Below are 22267 nucleotides of genomic sequence, written 5' to 3' on the forward strand. Positions count from 1 at the left end.
CGAGCGACACAGATCGTCGACTCTCGGACAGACGGACGCGGTGCAGCGGCCAGCAGCGCACCGCGGACTACGCTGGACCGGTGCCAGAATCGCCGCGGGAGAGTCCTTTCCTGGAGCAGACAGCACCGCATCTCTCCCGAGCGGTGAGCCAGAACAGCAAGGGGAGTGCATGAACGACCGGCAGCCAAGGGCAGCGCACGCAATCGCCTGCGATCCGAGCACACCGTTGCAGGTCCTCGTCGATCTCGCCGCCCAGCGCTGGGACCTCCATGCGCTCATCGCCGCGAACCCAGCCGCTTCCCCCGAGCTCATCCGCTGGATCCGAGGCGTCAACCCGACGCTGTCGACCGGACGAACGCCCGGTCACCAACCAGCGGCGTCAGCAGCAGGTCCAGCACTCGCACCGGCGACAGCACCGCACGTGTCTCGCCGAAGCCGCGGAGTCGGCGGCTGGCTCGCCGGGTGCGGATGCCTGGCCGTCGTGGCCATCGTGGCCGTCGTCGTCTTCGCCGGTTTCGGCGCGCTGCTCTTTTCCGGGGGTGATGAGACGGGCGGCTCCTCCAGCGTGGCGACACCCGATGCTGCCCCCACGGCAGACTCCGAGATCGACACCCAGCGCGCGCTCTACGCGGACGAACGCGCCAAGATCGACGAGCTGTCCCTCGAGTTCGAAGAGTCTCCCGTCGCCTGGCTCGTCGCTGAATTCGAGTGGTTGTTCCGGCAGGACGAGAAGATGGCTGATCCGAACCTGCTCGAGTACACCGCGCAGACGATCGCAGCGCAGGCGAAGACCTTCCGAGAGGGACTCGAGGTCAGCGTCGCTGAGGCTCAAGCCCGGCGCGTGAACACCAGCGGCTTGGTCACGGAGAGCATCGTGGACACGGCAGGCAAAGGGTTTATCGACGTGCAGTGGGATGCGGCAACCGCGTGCACGGCCGACGATCGGGAGGACTGGCGCACGACAGGGTGCATCACGAAGGAGGACTCGCTCACCGTGCACCTGCTCCCGGAGAGCGAGATCGGCGAGTGGTCGAGCAAGTTCACCGTCGTGCACGAGCTGGCCCACGTCTACCAGCGTGCCGACAACGCCAGCGTCTTCGACTATCGCGGCGAGTACAACGACCTGCTCGCGCAGGGCCTGTTCCAGGGCAGTGCCGAAGCCATGGCCGACTGCTACGCCTTGACCTACTACGGTGAGTGGTCGCTCACGAACGGCGACACGACCATCGGCTACGGCTACGTGTGCGACGAGAACGAGCGTTCAGCGATTCGAACCTGGGCGTCGAACCTGAACGCGCCCATGCAGTAGCGCGCCTAGGGAACCAGCCGATCGCTTGCCCAGGAGTCGACTCCTCGTGTGTGGCGGCAGCGGATGTGCTCAGCGCCGGAGAGGTCGACCGCGTCGATCGCGTCGACCGTGACCCGGACCCACGCGAAGCGCTCGAACGCAGCCTCATCGCCCGTCCCCCGAGCATCGGAGTCCCCCTCTGCCAGCCGAGTCCCGGGCACCTCAGGCTTGTCGTAGAGCCGCTTCGACCCCGCCCCGAGCCCGTCCCAGATCTCGCGCCGGACGGCAGTGTCGGCGACGACCTCCGCGCGGCCGCCCAGGCGCAGCTGCACGTCGCGCTCCGGATCGTAGAACGTGAGGGCCGCTCGCTGGTTCTCGGCCAGCTCCCCGACCTTCGCCGTCCGACTGTCCGTCGCGAACGCCACGACGCCGCGCCGCTCATCCACGGCTCTCAGGATCACGGCACGGACGCGGGGCTCGCCGCCCGACGCCACGGTGCCGAGGTAGCCGAGCGTGAACGGCGTGCGCCCCGTCGTGGCTGCGACGAGCGACGCCCACACCTCACCCATGTCGCCAACATCGAGGCTGCGCTCGACGCTCACGGCAGGATCGAATCGACGTAGCCGCCGTCGACGCGCAGGGCGCCTCCGGTCGTCGCCGAGGCCAGCGGCGATGCCAGGTAGGTGACCAGGTGCGCGATCTCCTCCGGCTCGATGAGACGCTCGATGAGCGACTGCGGCCGGTGCCGTCGCATGAACTCCCGCTGCGCGTCGTCCCAGGCGAGGTCGTCGCCCACGAGCTCCGCCACGAACGCCTCGACGCCGCCGGTGTGCGTCGGCCCCGCGATGACGGCGTTGACGGTCACCCCGGTGCCCTTGACCGCCTTCGCGTAGCCGCGCGAGACCGCGAGCAGCGCCGTCTTGGTCATGCCGTAGTGGATCATCTCCTCGGGAATCACGACGGCTGAGTCGCTCGCGATGGAGATCACCCGCCCCCAGCCGCGCGACGTCATGCCCGGGAGGTACTCGCGCATGAGACGGGCGGCCGACAGCACGTTCACCTCGAAGTAGCGCAGCCACTCCTCGTCGCTGATCTCGAGAGCGGGCGTGCTGCCGTAGATGCCGAGGTTGTTGACGAGGATGTCGAGGTCAGGGAACGCAGAGCGGACGACGGCCGCGCCCTCCGCCGTCGCGAGGTCGGCGGGCACCCCCTCGATCGTCGCGTCTGGCACGCGCCCGCGCAGCTCGGCGACGGCCGACTCCACGCTGGCGGCTCCGCGCCCGTTCACGATGACGTGCGCGCCAGCGGCGGCGAGATCCGCGGCGATCGCAAGGCCGATACCCTGCGTGGAACCCGTGACGAGGGCCGTACGGCCCGAGAGATCGATGTGCATGCGCCGATCCTGGCACCACCGCCTGACCGGTCCGTGCAGATCTCGCCGGCCGGTCAGGCCAGGTCGTCGAGGGCGTCGCGGGCGACTCGCAGCGCGTCGTTCTGGCGGGCGCGGATGCGCGTCCGGAGCTCCCCGAGCACGGCGACGGCGTCGCGGTCCTCTGCACCCGTCTCTCCGCGCTCTTCCTCCTGCGCGGACTGACCGAGCTGCTCGCTCAGCACGCCGAGCTCCTCGTCGAGCATCGACGAGTCCTGCAACTCGCCGAAGGCCTGCGCGAGGCGCTTCCACTCCTTGCGCTGCTTCTTCGCCGTCGCGTCCGGCAGCTCGTCGATGGCCTCGTAGCCGTAGCGAACCGACTTCGCGGCCTTGCGCACGTCGTGCCAGCGTTCGAGCTTCTTCGGCTTCTTGCGGGCGCGTTCCGTCCGCTTCTCGACCGTGGCGATGGCGGTGCGGGTCAGGCTCCGCATGGTGCCGAGGGCGCGCCGATCGGCGAGCCCTGCGAACGGGGGCGCGGTGACGAAGGAGACGAGGCTGTCGTGCAGCGCGTCCCAGCGCTCCCCATCGAGTTCCGTCCGGAAGGACGCGAGGGTGGCTGCGTGCCGGTCGCCGATGAGCGCCTCGATCCGCGCTCTGGCGACGTCGACGGCCCCCGCGCCCGCCTCGAGGTGTCCCGCCGAGTCGAGTTCGGCGAGCACGAGCTCGCGGAGGACCTCCGCATCACGGGGAGCCCCCAGCACGCCCCCAGCCCACTTGAGCTCCCCGGCGAGCGACGCGACCGCATCCGCCTCGAACAGGGCGCCGAAGACCTTGAGGAGGCTCCGCAGCCTGCGCAGGGCGACCCTCGCCTGGTGCACCGCGTCCGGCGCATCGATGCGGGCCGCGGCCTCCTGCTCCTGGAACTCGCCGAACCGCGACGCGATGGCGAAGACGACCGCGTCGCCGGCCGTCCCCTGCCCCGTCGGCGCCTGCGCGGGCTGGACCCCGTCGAGGCTGCGAACGAGCTTGGAACGGTGGATGGACGGGGTGAGGCCGGCGTCGAAGAGCACCGCCTCGATCTCGTCGAAGACCCGGATCGATGCGCCGTCCGCCAGCTCGACCTCGAACTCCCGCCACTCGAGCGTGCGCTCCTCGCCGATGCGGACGACCCTGGCGTGCACGACGTCGTCGCAGATGAGCGCGGCGAGCGCGTCGTCGTCATCCCGCGCCCCGCCGGCCGACCACGCGCCGCCGCCACGCACCTCAGTGGTCGTGCGCGTCGTCGTGAGCTCCACGAGCGGAAGCACGGGGCGCTCGCCGATGATGTCCGCGAACTCGGCGCGCAGCTCCGGCGGGATCCGCCGCGGGGCGCCCACGGGCGCGTGGACCTCGATGCGCTCGTCGCCGCTGCGCGGACGCTTCAGGTGCCACCCCTCGTCGTCGCCACCCGTGCGGCGACGCAGCACGCAGCGGGCGTCGAGGATCGCTAGCTCGGGAGTGTCGACATACTCGGCGACGAGGGTCTCCGTGACCGGCTCCCCTGCTCGGAGCCCCGCGCCGAGCTTCGAGAGCTCGGGCTCCCCCGCCCCCTCGGGAATGTCGTACTTCCGCTCGATCTCGCGCTGCTCGGAGGTCGTCCGAACCTGATCGTTCTTCGACTCGATGCTCATTCGGAAAGGCTAGCTCCCGGAGCCCAGCGCGGCCCTCATGAGCGGGAGCTGCATCGGCAGGCGAGCAACGGAGACGACAAACGCGACGACCGACGAGGCGGTGCGCTTCCGCCACGCCCGGCGGCCCAGGTCGACGCTCATCTGGGCGTTGGCGGGCCAGACCGCGAGCAGCACGGCCGCGCTCGCGAGCCCCGCGATCGACCGTGTCGACGGGCGCACGAGCCCCGCCGCGCACGCCAGCTCGGCGACGCCGGAAGCGACCACCAGCTCGCGGCTGTGCCCCCGCAGCGGTTTGGGGATGATCGGTTCGAAGACGGCGGGCTTCACGAGGTGGATGACGCCGGAGACGGCGAAGGGAAGGACGACGATCCACGGGATGGCCCCGCCGTGTCCGCGGGAGCGGCGTTCGAGTGTTCTGGACGACATGGAAGCATCTTGCCCGGCGCTCCCGAACGTCACCCAGTCGCCACCCTCCGGGGTCCGCTAGCCCTCTTGGACTTCCTCGGCGAGGAAGGCGAGGGCTGCGGCACGGAAGTCACGCGAGCCTGGAGCGTTGAAATGGTGGCGGTCCGGGATCTCGAAGAAGCGGGCCTTGGGCGTCGCCGCGGAGAGTGCCTTGGACCCCTCGATGATGCCGTCGCGGGACCCGGTCGCGAAGAGCACCGGCTGCTGCGGCACACGGCCGAGGTCGGGGTCGGCCTTGCCGGACGCGCGCATCCCTTCGGCGATCGCGAGCAGCGCCCGCAGGTCGTTGCCTCCGACGCGCTCCGTGAGGGCGAGGTAGTTCTGCGTCACCGGGTCCTGCACCGGGGTGCCGTGGTCGATGAGCTCGCGCACCTGATCGATATCGAGGCGCCCGAGCGGCACGCCATCCGGGACTCCCCCGAGCACGACCCGCGGGATGCGGTCGGCGAAGTCCTGTGCGACCTCCCAGCCGACGCGCGCGCCGAGCGAGTAGCCGACGTACAGCGCGGTGTCGACGAGGTACGCGTCGAGCACGGCCTCGACGTCGGAGGCCAGCGTGCGGATGTCGTAGTCGCGCCCCTCGTAGGGCTTGTCGCTCTGCCCGTGCCCGCGCTGGTCGAGGCCGAGCACGCGGTAGCCGGCGCGCAGCAGGTCGCGCACCCAGCCCGTCGCCACCCAGTTGTCCTTCGTGCTCGACGCGAAGCCGTGCACGACGATCACCGTCGGCGCGTCCACATCTCCCCACGTGTACGTGGCGATGCGGTGACCGTCGCCGACCATCACGAACTGGGGGTCTGGGAGGACGGTCAGGGCTGCGGGGGCGCTATTCACGTCGTCGATTGTCTCAGGCGTTGAGCGCTTGCCCGCACACGGGCGCTGACGGCGCTGCCCGCGCTGCCCGCGGTCAGTCGATCAGGTCGTGGATCTGGATGATCTCGTCGCGCTTCGGGCCGACGCCGATCGCGGAGATGCGGGCACCGGAGAGGCGCTCGAGTGCCTGCACGTAAAGCTGCGCGTTCTCGGGCAGCTCCTCGAAGGTGCGGCAGCCGGAGAGGTCCTCGGTCCAGCCGTCGAAGTACTCGTAGATGGGCTTCGCGTGGTGGATGTCCGACTGCGAGACGGGCATCTCGTCGAAGCGGACGCCGTCGACGTCGTAGGCGACGCAGACGGGGATGCGCTCGATGCCGCTGAGCACGTCGAGCTTCGTCATGACCAAGTCGGTGACCCCGTTGATGCGGGCCGTGTAGCGGGCGACGGGAACGTCGTACCAGCCGGTGCGGCGCGGGCGTCCGGTGGTGGTGCCGAACTCGCCGCCGCGAGTGCGCAACAGCTCACCCCACTCGTCGAACAGCTCGGTCGGGAAGGGGCCGGCTCCGACGCGCGTGATGTAGGCCTTGACGATGCCGATGATGCGGTTGATCTGGGTCGGGCCGACACCGGCGCCCGTGGATGCGCCTCCCGCGGTCGAGGACGAGGAGGTGACGTACGGGTAGGTGCCGTGGTCGACGTCGAGCATGGTCGCCTGGCCACCCTCGAAGACGACGTTGCGGCCGGCGTTGAGGGCGTCGTAGAGCTCGAGCGAGGTGTCGCCGACCATGGGACGGAGGCGCTCGGCGTGGAGGAGGAGCGCGTCGACGATCTCGTTGACCGTGATCGCGCGACGGTTGTAGACCTTCACGAGGAGGTGGTTCTTGCCGAAGAGCGCTGCTTCGACCTTCTGGCGGAGGATGTTCTCGTCGAAGAGGTCCTGCACGCGGATGCCGATGCGGTTGATCTTGTCGGCGTAGGCGGGGCCGATGCCGCGCCCGGTGGTGCCGATCTGGCGCTTCCCGAGGAACCGCTCGGTGACCTTGTCGAGCGTGGTGTGGTACCCGGTGATGAGGTGCGCGTTCGCGGAAACGCGCAGCTTCGAGGTGTCGACGCCGCGCGCCTCGAGGTGGTCGATCTCGTGGAAGAGCACGTCGAGGTCGATGACGACACCGTTGCCGATGACGGGGGTCACGCCTGGGGTGAGGATTCCGGAGGGCAGCAGGTGCAGCGCGTACTTCTCGTTACCGATCACGACCGTGTGGCCGGCGTTGTTGCCGCCGTTGAACTTCACGACGTAGTCGATGCGGTCGCCGAGGAGGTCGGTTGCCTTGCCCTTGCCTTCGTCGCCCCACTGGCCGCCGATGATTGCTACGCCTGGCATGTGTCGCCCCTGTTCTGTCGGATCGGCGCAGCTCGCGCCTGTCGTGTGCGTGGCGTGAGCCGCGCGGTCGGCGGACCGACTCGGCGGCCCTGCCTTGTTCCCTGCTTGTCTGCTGGTGCGGATGCGCCGCTAGCTCGCCGCGTGCATCCGCTCGATCTCGGTGATCGCCTGCGGGTCGGCGTCGTGGAGCAGGCTGGCGAGGCGCTCGGGCTCGCCCTCCTCGCCGATCTCTGCTGCGCTTCGTCGGAGCGCGTAGAACGCGCGCAGGACTCCCTTGTTGGGGTCGTGCGACCACGGCACGGGGCCCTGGCCTCGCCACCCGGCCTTGCGAAGGGCGTCGAGCCCCCGGTGGTAGCCGACGCGTGCGTAGGCGTACGCGCCGATCGTGTTGCCGTCGGCGTGCGCGGCGTCTGCGAGGGTCGCCCACGCCAGCGATGAGGCCGGGTGCTTCTCGACGATGGCTGCAAGCGCGGCCTGGTCGTGGGGCAGGTTGGACAGGTCGTCGACGACCTCTGGCTCAGCCGCAAGGCGCGTCTCGGGGATGCCGAGGAGATTCGTTCCGGTCACGGGAGCCGATTCTATCCTGTGCTCGTTTCGGGGCGCGCTCGAGATGCGAAGCTGTGGAGAAGCGTGGCTCAAGAGCGGTGGGTCAGCGCGCTGGGAAGATCGCGCACGTGCTGGTCGCCGTGGCGAGGAGCACGTCGGCGGAGTCCCTGAGCTCGGCTTCGACGAACGCCGCCCTCGCCCCTGACTTCACGACGCGACCGCGCACCCGGACGGGGCCCGTCTCCACGGTCATGGGGCGCAGGAAGCTGACCTTGATCTCGAGGGATGTGTAGGCCTGCCCCGGGCGGAGCGTCGTGTGGACTGCCGTGCCGCACGCCGAGTCGAGGAGCGTCGCCGCGAATCCGCCGTGCACGGTTCCGATGGGGTTGTAGTGCGACCGGTCGGGAACACCCTCGAAGATCACCTCGCCCTCGGCGAAGCTCACGACGGTCATGCCGAAGTGCTGCGCGATCGGAGCGATCTCTGCACCGTTCGCGAGGTGAGCCCTCAGCTGCTCGAGGCCGGTCATCGAAGTCGGGTCGGTCATGTCGCTCCTTTGCGCCATGGCATCCGGAGATGGATGCGCACCGAAGAGCCTCGCACCCATCGGCTGGCACTTCGAGAGCCTTGTGGCGACCATCCAAGTGGCCGCTCGCGCTACCAGGGGAGGAAGGCGAAGAACGAGACCGCGATTCCGATCGAGATGGTGGCACCCACGAAGCAGAGCGCAAGAAGCTCCCCGGGCATGATGGTGCGCTGGTAGACGTCCCAGTAGCGCTCTTCTGCCCGTCGTCGAGCGGCGGCTACTGCACTGCGGTTGAGCCTGCGTCGTTGTTTGAGCACATAGGTAGCTTATTTAACTAAACAAAGCCGAAGACGGGGGTTGACTCTCGAGGAGGCACCCACTAGTGCTGCGGAGCGCCCTGCGGCTCGGCCGCCTCGACCGAGCCGACCATGCCGGAGAGGAACTTCGCCACCCCGTCGAGCTCCTCGGTCGTGAGCGAGTCGACGACCGCGATCATGCGCTGGTGCATGAGGCCGAGCGTCTCCCGCACCTCACGGTCGGACTCCGCGGTCGACGCGATGATCGAGGCCCGCCGATCGGTGGGGTGCGGCCGCCGCTCGACGTGACCGCTCTTCACGAGGCGATCGACGAGGCCCGTGACGGAGGCGGAGGAGATCTTGAGCCGCTCCCCCAGGTCCTTCTGCACGACGACCTTGCCCTGGCGCTGCTGCTGGAGCAGGAAGCGAAGCGCGAGCAGGTCGTTTTCGTTCATGCGCATCGACGAGCGCGTCCGCGCTCGCATCTTCGCCTCCGCTTCGCGGTAGTCGCGCAGCAGGTTGAGCACGTCGACCGAGGTCGCATGCTCTCCGCCGGTCGGGTACCAGTACCCGGACGAGCGCTCAGCGGGCGTGTGCGCCATGGTCCTCCTCGTGGTGGCGCCGTCGACGCCATGAAACTAGTTCAACAAACTAGCAAAAATGGGTGCGCCCCGGTGCGGAAACCACAGACAGAGCCCCCGCTGGCAGGTTTTGCCCGAGATTTCCGCTCGTGACGCCCGCGGAAGTTCCGCGACCGCGGAGAACACGCGGATGTCGGTGGCTGGTGAGACTGTTCCTGAACGGAAACGAAATGGGGCTGAACGTGACCACACTCACCGCCGACGACCGCTGGGGCATCCAGCAGACCCTCGCGCTCTACGGGCACTTCGTCGACAACGGCGAATGGACCCTGCTCGACTCGGTCCTCGCTCCGGATGCGCGCATCGAGAGCCCTGCTGGCGAGTTCACTGGCGCATCAGGAGCGAGAGCCTTCGAGCAGCAGCTCGCGGCCTCGCTCGGCGGGCACCTGCCCTCCCACCACACCATCAACACGGTCATCCGGGCTGGCGAGGCCGCCGGGTCGGCCGTCGCCTGGAGTCGCTACGTGCTCGTCACCTACGAGGCATCCGCCGCAGGCGGCGACTACCTCGACACCCTCGAGGAACGCGACGGCACGTGGGTCATCACGAGCCGCCGCATCACGGAGCGAAACCGCGAGCGCCCGAGTGGACAGTACTCGGCCGAGGGCGCGGAGTCCTTCGCGAGCTTCGAGTCGTCGCGATGACAGCGCAGAGCCCGAGCGCCGTGGCAGCGCAAGTGCCTGCCGCCGACGCCGCCGAGGTCCTCGACGTGCTCGCCCGCTACGGGCAGGTCATCGACAACCGCGACTGGGATCACCTGCGCAAGGTATTCACGGAGGACTTCTCCTTCGGCACGGGCCCGAACGCGGTGCGCGGTGACGAGGCGCTCGCCCGGGTCATCAACACCGTGCAGCCCTACCACCCGCACTACACCACCGACACCGTCCTCCATCGGGTCGACGCCGACACCATCACGTCCTGGTCGAAGTTCCTCCTCGTGCGAACGGACGGCACGACGGCGAGCGGCGACTACATCGACACCATCGTCCGCACGGCAGACGGCTGGCGCATCAGGGTGCGCGACGTGAGCCGCGGCTCACGCCCGCCGAGCGACCCGGGCGGCGCTTCGACTCGCACCTTCTCGTCGGAGCGCTGGCGGGCAGCCGTCAGCTGAGCGCCTCCCCGTCGCCACGCGAGGGTTCCTCCTCGGTCGCCGAGGCACTTGCACCAGGCGGGTAGACCGCGTCCGAGGCCGGAACGTACGCCGTCCAGCCGGAGTCAGCCTCTGCACCCAGAGCCCGGTAGGTGACGGACCCCGTGCGGTCGCCTTCCACTGTGGAGATGATCTCCATTCCGCCCTCAGAGACTTCGTCACCGCTCGGCTCCGTGCCGTCGCCGAGGAGGCGCCTCGTGAGCGCGGACTGCGCCGACATCAGTTCGTCGAGCTCGAACAGCAGGATCTCGTCGTCCGGCTCGACGCCATGCCGTGCCGCCGCGAGCACCGCACGGCGGATGAGCTCCTTGGCGAACGACCCGGTGGTCTGCTCGGCACGACCCGACGCCTCCAGGAGCGCTTCGTCGCTGAACGGCAGGCCCGCGGCGTACTTCTCGAGCAGACGGTAGCGCTCCGGCCCGCCTGGCAGCGCGATCTCCACGGCCAGGTCGACGCGACCGGGACGCGAGACGAGCGCCCGCTCGAGCACCTGCACCCGGTTGGTGGTCATGATGAAGGCGACGTCGGCATCGCCGTCGAGGCCATCAAGCGCGTCGAGCACCTCGAAGAGCAACGGCTGCGGGGACGCGTGACGTTCCATGGCAACGAGGTCGATGTCCTCGAGCACCACGATCGACGGCTGCAGGGTGCGGGCCAGTTCGGCGGCCGCGCTGATGTGCTGGATGCTCGACCCGGTCAGCAGCACGGCCGTCACCCCCTCCGTGCGGCTCAGGAGATGCCTGACCGTGAGCGTCTTCCCGGTCCCAGGCGGGCCGTACAGCAGCACGCCTCTCTTCAGGTGCTGGCCCGCGGCGAGCAGGACCTCACGCTGCCGCCCGATCTCGATCACGTGCGACACCACTGATTCAAGGACGCCGTACGGCAGGATCACGTCGGTCTCGGCGACGGCCGGTCGCTCCAGGAACGACGCACCAGCGTCCATCCGGTAGTCGCTGTTCTCGAACGCGAGCACCTTGCCGCGCAGCACGCTGCGCTCGATCATGAGGGCGCGAACCTCGCCGAGGAGATCGGAGACGAGCGAGGGGTCTGCGGCGGTGAGCACCTCGAGCTGCCCCTGCGGTCGGCCCATGTCGGGGCGGGATGCGCGCTGCATGACCACAACTCGGGCGCCACGGTAGGTGAAGAGTCGTGCACCGAAGCTCACGACCTGTCGTGTCGACCTGGGACCTGTCGCCTTCTCGGCGAACTCGGCGGGCCCCGACCTGAACGGCATGTGCGGGCTCGAGATGAGCTCCGCGAGGCCGGCGTGCGCGTGGGCGGAGCCACCGGCGACACCGACGAGCCTCGCTTCGCCGCGAGCGGCGATCTCCTCAAGCGCGATATCCGCGTCGACGATCCGGTAGCTCGCGAACTCCTCGACGACAACCGGGAGCGCCTCGGCGTCGGCGCCGAGGAAATCGCTCAGCTCGCCGCCGAAGGGCGTGCGCACGACTTGGACCTCGGCCGGCGTCTCGTTGACGCGTTCGAGGAACCGCTTGAACGCACGGAAGAACTGGACATCGTCGTGTGACTGCTCGCTCATGCCATCCCCTGCCTGCGGGCGAATCCCGCCGCTCCAGAGCCTAGAGCCGCATCGCCGGAGAGGCACCCTGTAAATAAACGATATTCAGTTAAATCGGCCCGAACCCTGGGTTTCCAAGGCCCCATCTCCTAGGCTTCACCCAATCGCGCGATGCTGCGCGCACGCATCCAATGTCTGGAGTGAGTTTGAGCACCTACGTAGTCGTGAACCCAGCCACCGGCGAGCAGGGACAGGAATTCCCGCTCGTCACATCCGAGGGCATCGAGACCGCCCTGCAGAGCCTCGACGGCGCCTACCGGACCTGGTCGAAGCCGAGCACCGTCGCAGAGCGCGCCGCCCTCATGAGCCGGGCAGCCGAGCTGCACCGCGAGCGCCGCGAGGCCCTCGCCGAGATCATCACGAGGGAGATGGGCAAGCCCATCGAGCAGTCCTACGGGGAGGTCGACTTCAGCGCCGACATCCTGCAGTACTACGCCGACAACGCGGAGAACTTCCTGAAGGACGCCCCGATCGAGCTGCTCGGAGGCGAAGGCACCGCCCTCATCCGCCGCTCCGCCCTCGGTCCCCTCCTCGGCATCATGCCCTGGAACTTCCCGTTCTACCAGGTCGCTCGCTTCGCCGGCCCGAACCTCGTGCTCGGCAACCCGATCCTGCTGAAGCACGCCGGCCAGTGCCCCGAGTCGGCGACAGCGCTCCAGCAGATCTTCGCCGACGCCGGGTTCCCCGAGGGCGCCTACGTCAACATCTTCGCCACCAACGAGCAGATCGCCGACATCATCGCCGACGACCGCATCCACGGCGTCTCACTGACCGGCTCGGAGCGCGCGGGCGCCGCTGTCGCCGAGATCGCCGGCCGCAACCTCAAGAAGGTCGTCCTCGAGCTCGGCGGCTCCGACCCGTTCATCCTGCTCAGCACCGACAGCGTCGACGAGGCCGTCGAAGCCGCGGTCGCCGCGCGCCTCGATAACTCCGGGCAGGCCTGCAACGGCGCGAAGCGCATGATCGTCATCGACTCGCTCTACGACGAGTTCGCGGAGAAGTTCACGGCCGCGATGACCTCGGTCGCTCCCGTCGACCCGACGAAGGACAACTCGGAGCTCGGCCCGCTCTCGTCGGCCCCGGCCACGAAGAACCTCGCCGAGCAGGTCGAGCGGGCTGTCGCTCAGGGCGCGCAGCTCCTCGCGGGCGGTGGCCACGACGGCAACTTCTTCGAGTCGACCGTGCTCGCCGGCGTCACCCCCGACAACGACGCCTACACGGAAGAGTTCTTCGGCCCCGTCGCCGCCCTCTACAAGGTCGGCAGCGAAGAGGAGGCCATCGAGCTCGCGAACGCCACGCCCTTCGGTCTGGGCTCGTACCTCTTCACGACCGACCAGGAGCAGGCGCAGCGCGTCGCCGACGCCATCGAAGCCGGCATGGTCTACATCAACGGCGTCGGGCTCGACAGCCCCGAGCTGCCCTTCGGCGGAGTGAAGCGCTCCGGCTTCGGCCGCGAGCTCGGCTCGCTCGGAATCGAGGAGTTCGTGAACAAGAAGCTCATCCGCCAGGTCAAGTAGACGGCCAGCGCGCAGAGGACAAGCGCGGCACTGCCTCTCCGGAGGCGGTGCCGCGCTTGCTGCAGGTGCAGGGCGCGACCGCACCATCCCGCGGCGATGTCGGAGGTACCCCCTAGCGTGTGAGCATGCTTGAACTCCTCGCCATCGAGAACTACCGGTCCATCAAGAGCGTCACGCTCGGGCTCGAGCGCTTGAACGTCATCACGGGGGCGAACGGCAGCGGCAAGTCCAACCTCTACCGAGCGCTGCGCCTGCTGCACGACATCATCCGCGAGGGGGCCCTCTCGTCGCTCGCGATGGAGGGCGGTCTCCGGGCGGTCATCCACGCCGGCAAGCGGTCCCGCGGCGAGCCCGTCACCCTCAAGCTGGGCCTGCGCACCTCCGGGGTGTCCTTCGCGACCGACCTCGGCATGCCCTCGCCGACTCAGGTCCAGAACTTCGCGATCGACCTCGGCATCCCGATCATCTCCGATTTCCCCTTCGACCCGGTGGTCAAGAGCGAGCTCGTCTGGGCGAGCGAGCTGCTGCGCCCCTCGACGACGCTCGTCGAACGCCGCGCCAACTCGGTGCGCGTGAGAGACGCCGACTTCAAGCTCGTGCAGGCCGAGTGGAGCGTGCGCGAGGCCGAGTCGATGCTCGCGACACTCGCCGACCCCTCAACAGCACCCGAGCTGTACGCGCTGCGCGAGTCGGCGCGCGGTTGGCGCTTCCTCGACTACCTCCGCACCGACGCGGCGGCTCCCGCTCGGCTGCCGAGCCCCGCCACGTTCACCCCGGTGCTCCCCGACGACGGCTCGCGGCTCCCAGCCGCGCTCGCGACGGTGCAGCGAATCGGCCAGGCGGGGGCCCTCCACGACGCCATCGATGCTGCTTTCCCGGGGTCACGGGTCAGCGTCGAGGAAGACGAGTCTGGCATGGCGAAGATCGTCATGTCGCAGCCGGGCCTTGCGAGGCCACTAGATGCGCGGGAGCTGTCCGACGGCACGCTGCGGATGATCCTCCTCGCGACGGCGCTCCTCTCGCCGCGCATGCCAGAGCTGCTGGTCCTGAACGAGCCGGAGGCGAGCCTCCACCCCAGCCTCCTGCCAACGCTTGCGGGCCTCATCCGGCGAGCCTCGGAGCAGACGCAGGTGATCGTCGTCACCCACTCGCAGCCCCTCGTCGATGGCTTGCGCGACGACGCGAACGTCGTCGAGCTCGAGAAGGAGGCGGGGGCGACGAGCATCCGCGGCAAACTGCAGTTCGACGGACCGCTCTGGGTCTGGCCGAAGCGCTGAGTCACCGAAGCCGCGCCTACTTCGCTTCGCCGTAGCTGTCCACGACGTGCGCGACGACGGGGAACGTGACCTGGCTGCCGGCGAACAGGAAGCGCCCTGCCTCTGCGGCGGCCGCGATGACCTCCGCGGCGGCGCGCTCCGCGTGCTCGGCTGGCGAGTGCACGACCACCTCGTCGTGCAGGAAGTAGGCGAGGTGCGCCGTGCGCTCGAGCGGCGCATCCGCGACCGAGCCGGTGCCCCGCGGGTCGCCCGTTCCCGAGCCGAGGGCGGCGAGGCGCTGCCGGATACCCGCCATCCACGTGAGCGCCCATTCGGCTGCCGTGCCCTGCACGATGAAGTTCCGTGTGAAGCGGCCGAAGTCGCGAGGCGAGAACTCAGCGGGCGGCCACGGAGACGTGCGACCGAGCCAGGTCTGCACCTGCTGCCCCCGCTCACCGGAACGCGCCGCCGAGGCGACAAGCCCCATGGCGTGCGGGAACGCCCGCTCGAGACCCGGCAGGAGGACGGCGCTCTGGCCCGTCGTCGCGCCGTACATGGCCCCGAGCATCGCGACCTTGGCGCTATCGCGGTCAGGCACCACGCCGCGGTCGACGAATGCCGCGTACATGTCGCGCTGCGCGCCCGCCCGCGCCATGGCCTCATCCCCCGACATGGCCGCGAGGATCCTCGGTTCGAGCTGGGCCGCGTCCGCGACGACGAGCTTCCAGCCGGTGTCGGCGACCACGGCGCTGCGGATCTCCTTCGGGAGCTGCATCGCTCCGCCGCCGCTCGTCGCCCAGCGCCCGGTCACTACGCCGCCCGGCACATAGTCGGGGCGGAACCGCCCACCGTGGATCCACTCCTCGCGCCACGTCCAGCCGTTCGCCGTGAAGAGCCGATGCAGACGCTTGTAGTGCAGCAGCGCGTCGACGACCGGATGCGATTTGCCGACGAGTTCCCACTTGCTGGTGCTGGCCACATCGAGCCCCGCCCGGCGCAGTGCAGCGAGGAGGTCTTTTGGCGAGTCGACGTTGAGCGTCGCCTCCCCGAGCGCAGCTCGAACAGCTGAGGCCGCCGCCTCGAGCTTCGCCGGTCGGCCACCCGTGCCCCTCGCGCCGAGCGCCTCGACGAGCACTCCCTCGTGGCGTTCGACGCTGAACGGCATGCCCGCCGCCCGAAGCTCGGCCGCGACGAGGGCTCCAGCGCTCTCGACGCCGACGAGGAACGCGAGGGCGCCCTTCCGATCCGCTTCCTGATCCGACGCCTCCAGCCCGGCGAGCTGGGCGTCGAAGAGCCGCCGCGTCGCCTCGGGCGTTCCCGGGTTCTCGGCGTCGAGATCGAAGAGGCCCTCGCCGGGGTGCGAGCCCCCACGAGCATCCGCGACGTCGAATCGAGCGTCGAGGTAGCCGGCCGTGATGAGGATGCGCCCGGCAAGGCGCAGATCGTGGCAGCGCCCCACCCGCACGCCGTGGGCGAGAAGTCGCGGCACGATGTCCTGGCTGTTCCACACCCACCGGATGGGGTCGGACGGCGGCGCAGACCGCTCACGTTCGGACACGAGCTGCGCGAGGGCGATCGCGTCGGGAACAGTGACGGGCGCCGACGCCTCGTCGCCATCGGCGGGGCCTCGCCGGTCTTCGAGCGCGAAGCCGCGCGCCAGCGACGTGACGAGGATGTGCATCCGTTCATTGTGGGGCAGGGCACCGACAATCCAGGACGCCGATACCCGGGTCGCCCCGGGTCTGCGCGATTCCACAACATCCGCGGGCACGCTGGTCGCATGGAAACGAAACCGGTGTCCCCCGCCGGAGCGTCGACCGACAGCCTCGAGAACGTCACGCGCAGCGTCGCGCGGGATGGCACGAGCCACGTGGTGACGCTCGAGCGCGACTTCGCGAATCCACCAGAGAACATCTGGGGCCTGTGCACGACCCCGGAGGGTCTGGCCCGCTGGTTCGAGCCCGCCGAAGGCGAGCTCCGGCAGGGCGGCAGGTACCGGCTGACCGACAGCGGCACCTCCGGAACCATCGAGCGCTGCGAGGCGAACGCCCTGATGCATCTGACGTGGGAGTACGACGGCGACGTGAGCCGCGTCAGCCTCGCCCTGGAGCCAGCGGGGCACGGGACGCGCCTCACGCTCCGACACGTCGTGGCGGACAACGAGCACTGGGCCCAGTACGGGCCAGCTGCCACCGGCATCGGCTGGGACGGAGCTCTCCTCGCCCTGGCCATCGCCCTCGCCGACGAGGACGCGGACGTCCACGCGACCATGTCGGCCTTCAACGACTCCGACGGCGGCAGGCGATTCGTCGCCTCCGCGGCTGACCGCTGGTGCATCGCGCATCTGAGCGCGGGCGCCGACCCCGACGACGCCCACGAATCGGCGACGCGCACCGCGGCCTTCTACACGGGCGACGAATAGACGAAGAGCGGTGCGGGAGTTCGGGCACGGCCGATGAGACGACTCCGACCCGCCGGGAACACCTGACGCCTCTCGGCGGTTGCATCCAGGGTGACTGTTCCTCTCTCAATCCTCGACCTCGCTCCCATCGCCCCTGGCCAGACCGTCAGGGAGAGCTTCCAGGCGAGCGTCGAGCTCGCCCAGGCTGCCGAGCGCTCCGGCTACCGTCGTGTCTGGTACGCCGAGCACCACAACATGCCGACGATCGCGTCGAGCGCGACGAGCGTGCTCATCGGGCACATCGCCTCTCAGACCTCCACGATCCGGCTGGGCGCGGGTGGCGTCATGCTCCCGAACCACTCCCCGCTGGTCATCGCGGAGCAGTTCGGCACCCTCGCGACGCTCTACCCGGACCGCATCGACCTGGGCCTCGGGCGCGCGCCAGGGAGCGACCAGGCGACGTTCCGAGCGCTGCGGCGTTCCCCGGCCTCCGCCAATGAGTTCCCGCAGGATGTTCTGGAGCTGCAGGCGTTCCTGCGCGGCCAGTCGACCATCCCCGGCGTGCAGGCGGTGCCGGGCGGTGGCACCGAGGTGCCCCTCTACATCCTCGGCTCGAGCCTCTTCGGCGCGCAGCTCGCCGCGCAGCTCGGCCTGCCCTACGCGTTCGCGTCGCACTTCGCCCCGGACCAGCTGTTCCAGGCCGTCGCCCTGTACCGCGAGCAGTTCCAGCCCTCCGAGCAGCTCGCAGCGCCCCACCTCATCGTGGGGGTCAACGTCGTCGCGGCCCTCGACTCGGCGGATGCGCAGGAGCAGTTCACGCGCTCCCGGCGCTCCCGGCTCCGCAGCATCCTGCTGCGCGGGCCGAACTCCGATTTCAGCGATGAGCAGATGGACCAGATCATCGCGAGCCCGCAGGGGCAGCAGATCGCGAACATGATGCGGTACACGGCGGTGGGAACCGGGCAGGAGGTGCGCGACTACCTCACCGAGTTCGCGGAGGCGACCGGCGCCGACGAGCTCATCATCGGGCACGGCTCGCTGGAGAGCGCCGATCGGGTCAGTTCGCTGGAGATCACGGCAGAGGCGATGCGCACCCGGGAGCTCAGCGGTTCCGTGTGAGCCGCGGCGGTCTCGCCGGCATTCGCCGGGGAGCTATCGTCGGGGGATGGACCTCATCGGGCATGCCTTCACGACCACCGACTGGGCGGCAGTAGCGCCGACGCAGCACTCCGGCGAGACCGGCGGCGCCACCTGGCGGACGCAGCAGATCGGTGACACGCGCATCCGTCAGGTCGAGTACTCGCCGGGCTATCTCGCCGATCACTGGTGCTCCCGCGGGCACGTGCTCCTCGTGCTCGAGGGGAGCCTCGAGACCGAGCTCGACGACGGCCGCCGCGTCACGCTGGAGGCGGGCCAGAGCTACCAGGTCGGCACCGGCATGGAAGCGCACCGCTCCAGCACGGCGACCGGCGCCAAGCTCTTCGTCATCGACTGATCGTCGGCCCAAGGGGCGGCTACGGGGCGCGCCGCGCTCCACCTGTGCCGCCGGTCCCGTCATCGTCGGTGTCCGCCGACGGCGTCCCGTCGGCGGTCGAGGCGGCGGCTGACGCGTCCGGGAGCTTCCCGAACGCGAGCACGTTGGCGAGCTTGCCGACCGCGCCGAGCAGGTCGCCCTTCTCGCCAGCCGTCTCGGCACCGGATTTCTCTTCACGCCCGCTCCGCTTGCCCGGGTCCCCAACGGGGTCACCGGCGCCTGAGCTTCCGGGGCGCGCGTCGCGGCGTCGCTTGTCTTCCATGGGGGCTCCCGCCTGTTCGCTTGCGGAGTTCTCGCGTCTCAGGCAAGCACGCGATCCTCCGCGAACCTGGGGAGCGGGGTTCAGGGGCGCAGCCGGGATCTTCAGTCGGGCCGCTTGGCTTCGATGAGGTGTCGAGTGGAGTGCGCGACGAACGCCCCCTCGCGCTGGATGAGCTCGTGCAGCTCTCGCAGGCGGGTCCGGTAGGCGTCGACGCTGAAGCCGGGAACCCACCAGATGACCTTCCGCAGCAGGTAGACGACTGCCCCAACATCTCTGATCTCGATGCGGAGCCGCTCCTCGCGGAGGTCGACGATGTCGAGTCCGGCCGCGACCGCAGCCCTCACCTCATCGTCCGCGCGCCGCTCGAGACGCGCCTGCGGCTGAGGGCCGAGGAAGTACTCGATGAGCTCGAAGACGCTGGCGGGGCCGACGTGCTGCGCGAGGTAGGTGCCGCCGGGGCGCAGCACGCGTGCGATCTCCTCCCACCAGACCGTCGCCGGGTGGCGGCTCGTCACGAGATCGAAGGCGCAGCTTGCGAACGGCAGCGGCGGCTCGTCGGGGTCGGCGACGACGGCAACGCCCCTCGGATGCAGCAGCCGAGTCGCCTTCGCGACGTTCGGCGGAAAGGACTCCGTCGCGACAGCCAACGGCGGCATGACGGGCGACAGCGCCAGGACCTCGCCCCCGCCCGTCTGAATGTCGAGGGACGCCTGCGCACGCCCCATCCGCTCGCCGAGGAGGCGCGCGTAGCCCCAGCTGGGCCGTTCCTCGCTGGCCCGCCCATCGAGCCAGGAGAAGTCCCAGCCATCGACGCTGGCGGCCTCGGCCTCGGCGATGAGTTCCTCGAATGCGCTGTCCATCACCCCATCATGTCGAACCTCGCGGACGCCTCTCGGGAACGCGCGTGTCACGATGGGGCATGCCCGTCGTCGAGTCCCGCTGCATCGTCCACGTCGATCCTGCGACGGCGTTCGCCGTATCCCAGACCACCGGCGAGGTGCGGATGCGCTGGGACCCGTTCATCCGGCGCCAGCACTTCCTCGACGGGGCGACGCTCCCCGCGAAGGGGGTGCGCACCGCCACCGTGCAGCGGCTCGGCTTCCGGATGATCAGCGAGTACGTCTCCTACGCCCCGCCGACGAATGTTGGCATGAAGATGACGAAGGGCTCCTGGTTCTTCGAGCGCCTCGGCGGGGGCTGGCGGTTCACACCCGCCCCGGACGCCGAGGGCGACGGTGAGGCCCGCACACTCGCGGTATGGCGCTACAACTTCGCCTGCAAGCCGAAGTGGCTCGCCCCGGTCGCGGAGCGCATCGGGAAGTTCGTGCTGCAGCGCGACATCGACCGCCGCATCCGCGGATTCGCACGCGGATGCGAAGACCCCGTCGTGCTCGCCGCGGTCGCCGCCGCGGCTTAGGAACGCCCAGCAGCCGCACCCATATACACATCCCTACCGCTGCCGGTACGCTTGTGTACATGCCAGAAGAGAGCGTTGCCGAGTTTGCCAAACGTGAGGGGGTGTCCCCTCGCCGCGTGCGCGCACTCATCGAGCAAGGCACCATCCCGGCCCGCCAGGTGGGTAGGCAGTGGCTCATCGATCAGTCCTCCGCACACCGCCCCGCAGCCTCTCGCCCGCTGGCCAACCGGATGCGCGCGAACCTCCTCGCGATCCTCTCCGGAGATGCCCCTGAGGGGCTCTCGACATCCGAACGCGCACGACTCCGCCGCTACCGCAACGAACTCATGCACAGCCCCGATCCGGACCGCATCCTTGGCGCTTGGATCCGCGAAGAGGCACCCCTGAAGCTCCAGGTGGCTGCCAGTGACCTCGCCGACCTCGCCGCCGACGAGCGCATCGTCAAGTCCGGGTTCAGCGATCCGCGCGCCGAGATCGCCGCCGCGGGCCAGCTCGAAGCCCGGGTCGCCAAGGATGATGCCGCCGCGATCCGCCGCGAGTACCTGCTCCGGCCATCCGAGAGGCCCAATGTTCTCTTGCACCTCACCGACGAGAAACCGCCGTCACCCCTGCCTCTCGGGCTGCTCCTCGTAGACCTCGCACACCATGACGGCGTCCGCGAGCGATCCCGCGTCGCCGAACTCCTCCGAAAGGTCGACGATTGACCATCACCGCCCCAGCCATGACTCCCGCCCAGGCCGAGGCGTGGCACGCGCTCTTCGAGGTCTACAAGGCGCACCCAAAGGGCTGGGCGCTCGTCGGCGGGCAGATGGTCCACTCGCTCTGCTGGGAGCGCGAGGCGGACCCGCCTCGGCCCACGCAGGACGCCGACGTGGTCCTCGATGTCCGTGCCCAGCCGACCATGCTCTTCGACTTCACCGAGACTCTCACCGACCTTGGCTACGAGTCCGCAGGTGAGTTGCCGTCGATCCTTGAAGGCATGAAGGGCGTGCAGCATCGTTGGGTGAAGGGTGCGGCGCAGATCGATGTCCTCATTCCGCGGTTCTTGGGGGAGCGCGCCGACAATCGCACCGGAGTCACGGGCGGCCGCACCATCGCCGCACCTAGTGGCCAAGGCGCTTTGGATCGCTCCGAGGTGATTGAGGTCGCCGTCGCGGGCGTCACTGGCACCGTCCGCCGACCCACGCTTCAGGGGGCCATCATCGCGAAGGCGTCCGCAATGCTGATCGGCGAGGGTACTAAGGAAGAACGCCACCTCAACGACCTGTCGATCCTCGCCTCACTCGTCACCCGAGGCGACCGAGTCGGGGAAAAAGTCACCAGGACCGAGGCTGCCAGGGTCCGGGCTGCGTTCGCAATGATCCTCGCCCGCCCACATCTCCATCTCAGCGTCGGCGTGGACGCGGAGACGATCAAGATCGTCCTGGATCAATTCGTTTTGGAGTGAGAGCGGGATGCCGGTGGGTTGGGGATGGGAGAAATTGTGCCTGACCTAGGCGGTACTTTGCTGCGGCCTCAGAAGAACGTGCGGTGAATGCACGGTGACGGGAGGCGGACGCCGAGAAGGCCCCGGCCGGTGCATTTGGCACCTGCCGAGGCCTGCTCAGTTCAGTTCAGTCGCAGCCGCGCGGGCTCAGACCTCGTGCGAGTTGCGTCGACGCAGGCTGGCGATCAGCAGCACGCCGCCGGCGATGAGCACGGCGAGCCCTCCGATGAGCCAGGGACCCGCATCCTGAGCACCGGTGGTCGCCAGGTCAGGCGAGCCGGGAGCTCCGGGCTTCACGGGAACGACTGCGGGGGCCGTCGTCGTCGGCGTGACCGACGCCGTCGTCGTCGGCGTGACCGACGCTGTCGTCGTCGGGGTGACCGACGCTGTCGTCGTCGGGGTGACTGACGCTGTCGGCGTCACGGTCACGGTCGGCGTCGCCGTCTCCGTCGGCGTCACGGTCGTGGTCGGCGTGGTCGTCTCCGTCGGCGTCGTCGTCTCGGTCGGCGTCGTCGTCTCCGTCGGCGTGACCGTCACGGTCGGCGTCGTCGTCTCCGTCGGCGTCGTCGTCTCCGTCGGCGTGACCGTCACGGTCGGCGTCGTCGTCTCCGTGGGCGTCGTCGTCTCGGTCGGCGTCGTCGTCTCCGTGGGCGTCGTCGTCTCGGTC

Annotated in this window: 26 protein-coding genes; 12 read left to right on the forward strand and 14 right to left on the reverse strand. The window is 69.5% G+C overall.

What is annotated here, in order from left to right; all coding sequences use genetic code 11:
- Positions 1 to 169: 169 nt before the first annotated feature.
- Positions 170 to 1309 (forward strand): hypothetical protein, encoded by a 1140-nt coding sequence (locus ITJ61_RS10220; RefSeq protein ID WP_194686106.1) that lies wholly within the window; start codon positions 170 to 172, stop codon positions 1307 to 1309.
- A gap of 5 nt (positions 1310 to 1314) precedes the next feature.
- On the opposite strand, the gene ITJ61_RS10225 is transcribed toward ITJ61_RS10220, so the two are convergent.
- The 10 genes from ITJ61_RS10225 to ITJ61_RS10270 form a co-directional block, all read right to left on the reverse strand.
- Complete coding sequence (locus tag ITJ61_RS10225) at positions 1315 to 1890, reverse strand: pyridoxamine 5'-phosphate oxidase family protein (RefSeq protein WP_104240079.1); 576 nt, start codon at positions 1888 to 1890, stop codon at positions 1315 to 1317.
- On the reverse strand, positions 1887 to 2681 hold the full coding sequence (locus ITJ61_RS10230; RefSeq protein ID WP_104240078.1) for an SDR family NAD(P)-dependent oxidoreductase: 795 nt from the start codon (positions 2679 to 2681) through the stop codon (positions 1887 to 1889). The genes ITJ61_RS10225 and ITJ61_RS10230 overlap by 4 nt, the downstream gene beginning before the upstream one ends.
- A gap of 53 nt (positions 2682 to 2734) precedes the next feature.
- Entirely contained in the window at positions 2735 to 4327 is a 1593-nt protein-coding gene (locus tag ITJ61_RS10235) for a CYTH and CHAD domain-containing protein (protein ID WP_104240077.1), read from the reverse strand.
- A gap of 9 nt (positions 4328 to 4336) precedes the next feature.
- A complete protein-coding gene (locus tag ITJ61_RS10240; protein WP_104240076.1) occupies positions 4337 to 4753 on the reverse strand; it encodes a DoxX family protein in 417 nt (138 codons plus the stop codon).
- A gap of 57 nt (positions 4754 to 4810) precedes the next feature.
- Positions 4811 to 5572, reverse strand: a complete 762-nt coding sequence (locus ITJ61_RS10245) for an alpha/beta fold hydrolase (RefSeq protein WP_104240232.1) — start codon at positions 5570 to 5572, stop codon at positions 4811 to 4813.
- Between the two features lie 124 nt (positions 5573 to 5696).
- Complete coding sequence (locus ITJ61_RS10250; RefSeq protein ID WP_104240075.1) at positions 5697 to 6983, reverse strand: adenylosuccinate synthase; 1287 nt, start codon at positions 6981 to 6983, stop codon at positions 5697 to 5699.
- Positions 6984 to 7112: 129 nt separating this feature from the next.
- Positions 7113 to 7550, reverse strand: coding sequence for a DUF3151 domain-containing protein (locus tag ITJ61_RS10255; protein WP_104240074.1), 438 nt, complete (start codon positions 7548 to 7550; stop codon positions 7113 to 7115).
- Between the two features lie 82 nt (positions 7551 to 7632).
- Positions 7633 to 8076, reverse strand: coding sequence for a PaaI family thioesterase (locus ITJ61_RS10260; protein ID WP_104240073.1), 444 nt, complete (start codon positions 8074 to 8076; stop codon positions 7633 to 7635).
- A gap of 110 nt (positions 8077 to 8186) precedes the next feature.
- Positions 8187 to 8372 (reverse strand): hypothetical protein, encoded by a 186-nt coding sequence (locus ITJ61_RS10265; protein ID WP_146080459.1) that lies wholly within the window; start codon positions 8370 to 8372, stop codon positions 8187 to 8189.
- Positions 8373 to 8434: 62 nt separating this feature from the next.
- The gene (locus ITJ61_RS10270; protein WP_104240072.1) at positions 8435 to 8953 is read right to left on the reverse strand and encodes a MarR family winged helix-turn-helix transcriptional regulator; all 519 of its coding nucleotides are present in this window, start codon (positions 8951 to 8953) and stop codon (positions 8435 to 8437) included.
- 221 nt (positions 8954 to 9174) lie between these two features.
- On the opposite strand from ITJ61_RS10270, the gene ITJ61_RS10275 reads away from it, so the two are divergent.
- Entirely contained in the window at positions 9175 to 9636 is a 462-nt protein-coding gene (locus ITJ61_RS10275; protein WP_181059569.1) for a nuclear transport factor 2 family protein, read from the forward strand.
- Complete coding sequence (locus ITJ61_RS10280; RefSeq protein WP_194686107.1) at positions 9633 to 10106, forward strand: nuclear transport factor 2 family protein; 474 nt, start codon at positions 9633 to 9635, stop codon at positions 10104 to 10106. Before ITJ61_RS10275 ends, ITJ61_RS10280 begins: the two co-directional genes overlap by 4 nt.
- Here ITJ61_RS10280 and ITJ61_RS10285 read toward each other — a convergent pair.
- Positions 10099 to 11688 carry an ATP-binding protein gene (locus ITJ61_RS10285; protein ID WP_194686108.1) on the reverse strand — a complete coding sequence of 530 codons (1590 nt, stop codon included), beginning with the start codon at positions 11686 to 11688 and terminating at the stop codon, positions 10099 to 10101. The two genes, ITJ61_RS10280 and ITJ61_RS10285, sit on opposite strands and share 8 nt — an antisense overlap.
- Positions 11689 to 11873: 185 nt before the next feature.
- Here ITJ61_RS10285 and ITJ61_RS10290 point away from each other — a divergent pair, with 185 nt between their 5' ends.
- A complete protein-coding gene (locus ITJ61_RS10290; RefSeq protein ID WP_194686109.1) occupies positions 11874 to 13244 on the forward strand; it encodes an NAD-dependent succinate-semialdehyde dehydrogenase in 1371 nt (456 codons plus the stop codon).
- A gap of 125 nt (positions 13245 to 13369) precedes the next feature.
- Positions 13370 to 14521: an AAA family ATPase gene (locus ITJ61_RS10295; RefSeq protein WP_194686110.1), complete on the forward strand. Its 1152-nt coding sequence runs from the start codon at positions 13370 to 13372 to the stop codon at positions 14519 to 14521.
- Between the two features lie 16 nt (positions 14522 to 14537).
- On the opposite strand, the gene ITJ61_RS10300 is transcribed toward ITJ61_RS10295, so the two are convergent.
- Complete coding sequence (locus ITJ61_RS10300; protein ID WP_104298038.1) at positions 14538 to 16181, reverse strand: bifunctional 3'-5' exonuclease/DNA polymerase; 1644 nt, start codon at positions 16179 to 16181, stop codon at positions 14538 to 14540.
- A gap of 99 nt (positions 16182 to 16280) precedes the next feature.
- Here ITJ61_RS10300 and ITJ61_RS10305 point away from each other — a divergent pair, with 99 nt between their 5' ends.
- The 3 genes from ITJ61_RS10305 to ITJ61_RS10315 all read left to right on the forward strand — a co-directional run bounded on the left by ITJ61_RS10305 (position 16281) and on the right by ITJ61_RS10315 (position 18396).
- Positions 16281 to 16922 (forward strand): SRPBCC domain-containing protein, encoded by a 642-nt coding sequence (locus ITJ61_RS10305; RefSeq protein WP_104240064.1) that lies wholly within the window; start codon positions 16281 to 16283, stop codon positions 16920 to 16922.
- 90 nt (positions 16923 to 17012) lie between these two features.
- The gene (locus ITJ61_RS10310) at positions 17013 to 18020 is read left to right on the forward strand and encodes an LLM class flavin-dependent oxidoreductase (protein WP_194686111.1); all 1008 of its coding nucleotides are present in this window, start codon (positions 17013 to 17015) and stop codon (positions 18018 to 18020) included.
- A 46-nt stretch (positions 18021 to 18066) separates the two neighbouring features.
- Positions 18067 to 18396 (forward strand): DHCW motif cupin fold protein, encoded by a 330-nt coding sequence (locus ITJ61_RS10315; RefSeq protein ID WP_104240062.1) that lies wholly within the window; start codon positions 18067 to 18069, stop codon positions 18394 to 18396.
- A gap of 19 nt (positions 18397 to 18415) precedes the next feature.
- Here the strand turns inward: ITJ61_RS10315 and ITJ61_RS10320 are convergent, their stop codons facing one another.
- A complete protein-coding gene (locus ITJ61_RS10320) occupies positions 18416 to 18697 on the reverse strand; it encodes a hypothetical protein (RefSeq protein ID WP_194686112.1) in 282 nt (93 codons plus the stop codon).
- Positions 18698 to 18798: 101 nt separating this feature from the next.
- Entirely contained in the window at positions 18799 to 19557 is a 759-nt protein-coding gene (locus ITJ61_RS10325; protein ID WP_194686113.1) for a class I SAM-dependent methyltransferase, read from the reverse strand.
- Between the two features lie 59 nt (positions 19558 to 19616).
- Between ITJ61_RS10325 and ITJ61_RS10330 the strand changes: the two genes are divergently transcribed.
- The 4 genes from ITJ61_RS10330 to ITJ61_RS10345 form a co-directional block, all read left to right on the forward strand.
- On the forward strand, positions 19617 to 20114 hold the full coding sequence (locus tag ITJ61_RS10330) for an SRPBCC family protein (protein WP_104240060.1): 498 nt from the start codon (positions 19617 to 19619) through the stop codon (positions 20112 to 20114).
- A gap of 59 nt (positions 20115 to 20173) precedes the next feature.
- Entirely contained in the window at positions 20174 to 20818 is a 645-nt protein-coding gene (locus ITJ61_RS10335; protein ID WP_181057673.1) for a helix-turn-helix domain-containing protein, read from the forward strand.
- The gene (locus ITJ61_RS10340) at positions 20815 to 21561 is read left to right on the forward strand and encodes a hypothetical protein (RefSeq protein ID WP_194686114.1); all 747 of its coding nucleotides are present in this window, start codon (positions 20815 to 20817) and stop codon (positions 21559 to 21561) included. The genes ITJ61_RS10335 and ITJ61_RS10340 overlap by 4 nt, the downstream gene beginning before the upstream one ends.
- A gap of 295 nt (positions 21562 to 21856) precedes the next feature.
- Positions 21857 to 22267 (forward strand): hypothetical protein (locus ITJ61_RS10345; RefSeq protein WP_194686115.1); only part of this gene is annotated, 411 nt, incomplete at its 3' end.

This window comes from Pseudoclavibacter sp. VKM Ac-2888, from assembly GCF_015351285.1.
Classification (GTDB): domain Bacteria; phylum Actinomycetota; class Actinomycetes; order Actinomycetales; family Microbacteriaceae; genus Pseudoclavibacter.